Origin of the sequence: Streptomyces sp. NPDC048434 (assembly GCF_043200375.1) — a bacterium.
Taxonomy (GTDB): Bacteria; Actinomycetota; Actinomycetes; order Streptomycetales; family Streptomycetaceae; genus Streptomyces.
This window is the reverse complement of the sequence record NZ_JBICXQ010000085.1, coordinates 1-2,724: the sequence shown is the minus strand read 5'-3', so window position 1 is coordinate 2,724 and position 2,724 is coordinate 1. Positions and strand designations below refer to the sequence as shown.

The 2,724-nt window shown below is 76.1% G+C and carries 1 protein-coding gene; it reads right to left on the bottom strand.

Translation table 11 applies throughout. The features are described 5' to 3' along the window. Positions 1-2,483 (bottom strand): AAA family ATPase (locus ACGFWI_RS38925; protein WP_393910790.1); only part of this gene is annotated, 2,483 nt, incomplete at its 3' end. Between the last annotated feature and the right edge of the window lie 241 nt (positions 2,484-2,724).

Sequence of the window (2,724 nt, the reverse complement as noted above, 5' to 3'; positions counted from 1 at the left end):
CCGAGCGACAGCAGGTGGGTGTGCCGCGCCGCCTCGGCCAGCCACGGCTGGGGATCGTCGCCGACCTCGGCGAGGACCTGGCAGCAGTACAGCATCATGTGCCGGTCGCCCCGCCGCTCGGCGGAGCGGTAGGCGTCGTGTGTGCCGTCCGCGTCACGGTGCAGCACCCCGCGGGCGACGAGCAGCGCCTCCCGGGTCATGGCCGTGTCCGCCTCCGCGTGCAGTGCCGCCAACTGCTCCAGGGCCTGCCGCGCCTGCCGCGGCCGGGTCTCCTCGGTGAACTCCAGGATGCGCAGCAGCACCCTCTCGACCCCCGCGAGCAGGCCGCTGCCGCGTGCCCGCCGCACGTCGTGCCACGCCTCCTCCAGTGCCGCGTCCTCCTGTCCCGACCAGTACCGCACGCCCAGCCGGGCGCGGGCCGCCAACGGGTGCACGACCGTGCCGGGAATGAGGTCGAGCCACTCGCGGGCGCGTACGAGGTCACCGCGGAAGCAGTGGATCTCGGCCGCCAGTGCCCGTGCCAACTGGCCGGTGTCCGGCCCACCGTGGGCCTCGCCGCGCCGCTCGATATCGCGGGCCGTCGACAGGGCGTCGTCCCAGCGCCCGGCCAGGTAGTCGCGGACCATGGCGTGGTAGCGGCCGGCGGTGCTGTGGCCCGAGCGTACGTAGCGCTCGCCCAGCACGGCTTCGAGGGCGCCCGCCAGGTCGCCGTAGGCCGCGGCGTCACGCAGCCGCCCGACCGCCGCCTCGCGGGTCTCCTCCGGCAGTCGGCCGCCAACGGCCCTCGCCAGCTCCTCGTGTCCGCCCACTGCGGCGGCCAGCGTCCGCAGTTCGGCCCAGGACGGCAGCGGACCGTGACCGTCGCGGAGCGGGCCGCCGTCCGGGGCAGGATCCGCGGACGGCGGCCACGGTGTGAGCGGGCCGATCCCGTACCGGCCGCCGAGCGCGGCCAGCAACGCCGCCCGCGGCATCCGCTCGAAGACCGCCCCGGGCACGGCGGCGTCGTCGTACGGCGACCGATGCTCGTGCAGCGAGGACAGCCCCCAGGCGATGGTGGCGAACTCCAGCCCGCCGCCGTCGGCGGGGCCGGGGTCCCGCAGGCCGGCGAGGATCGGTTCGCCCAGCGCGAGGACGGCGGTGTGGTCGCCGCTCCCCAGTCCCAGTTCGGCGGCCTCGCGCAACACGCCCAGCGTCGCGGGGTAGTTGGGCGGCAGGCGGCGCAGCGCGGACAAGTAGGCCCGCCCCGCCCGCGGGTGGTGGGACCTGGCATCCCTGCCGGCCGCCGCCAGCAGCAGCGGCACCGCCACACCGTCGTTCAGCGCGGAGCCCGCAGCCGCGACGTGGTCGGCCAGCAGTGGATGGCAGGCGCCCGTGGTGGCGGGACCCAGCCGCTCGGCCACCGTCTGCACGACGGCGGCGTGCAGCGACCGGACGTCGCGGCGGGGCAACAGCGTCCGCAGCGCCGCCGCCAGTGCGGGGACGGCGAAGGCCGACCGGCCGTCCCCGTCGATGGTCAGCACCCGCTCCCTGACCAGCCGGTCCACCGTCCCGCCGAGGTCCATGGCGAGCTCCTCGCAGGCCGGGATCAGACTGTGCAGGTCCTCCAGCCGCAGCTCGGCTCGGTGCAGAAGGCTTGCCAGGACGACGGCGTCCGTGCCGTCGGCGGTGACCCGGCGCAGCGGTTCCGCGTCCACGGTGAGTCGCAGGTCGTCCTCCGTTCCGGCCAGGCCGGTACGGCCGTCGAGGTCAACGAGGCCGCCGTCCTCGTCCAGCGCGGTGAGCACCGACAGCACGGCCGCGGGGTTGCCGGCCAGAGGTCCGAGGGAACGCCGCACCGCCCCGAGGAGCGCGGGTTCGGCGGGACGGCCGAGGCGCTGTCCGACGAGCTCGGCGACATCGTCCGGCCTCAGCGGCGGCAGGTCGAGCACCCGGTCGGCCGCCGTCGCCAGGTCGGGTTCGCCTGTCGGGCCCCAGGACACCGGGCGCCCGGCCATCACCACGGGCAGGCCCGCGGGCCGGAACGCGCGCAGCATCAGCTGGAGCGCGGATGCGGTCGGTGGGGGCATGCGCTCGGCGCCGTCGAGGACGAGGGCGAACGGGACGTGGTCCGCCGCGTCCGCGAGGGCCTCGCCCAGCGCGGACAGCAGCGTGAGTTCGCCGCCGTCGCCGAGGCGCAACTGCGCCCGGCGCACGGCGGTGAGGTGGGCCGGGAGCCGGCCGTCGTGGACCTTGGCGAGCACACCCCAGACGGCATCGGCAAGGGCCGCGGCCCCGGCCGGCCCGGTGGCGGTCTCCCAGGCCAGCCGCAGCACCTTGGCCCCCTCCTGGACCACCGCGTGCCGCGCCTCGGTCAGCACGGCGGTCTTGCCCGCTCCGGCCGCGCCGGTCACGAGCAGGGTCCGCGCCGTACCGGCCGGGCGCAGGCCGTCGGCGACCACGCCGACCTGGTGGTCCCTGCCGACGAGAGGTACACCGCGTTCCACTGGGACTCCTCACTCACCTTCGACCCACGTCGACCGGGGTCGTCCCGCCGATCGTGTTGTCGCGGGAGACGGCCATAATGCAGGCTCCGACGGGACCGGCGTACCGGCCCCGTCACGGGCACCGGGCGGAATGTCCGCCGGTGACAAGTCGTTGAGGAGGTCCCGTGGACAGTGGCCGGCCGGCGGAAGCCGAGGCGGTGCGCGGTACCACGGCGACGTGGGCGGACGGCGCAAGCGTGCA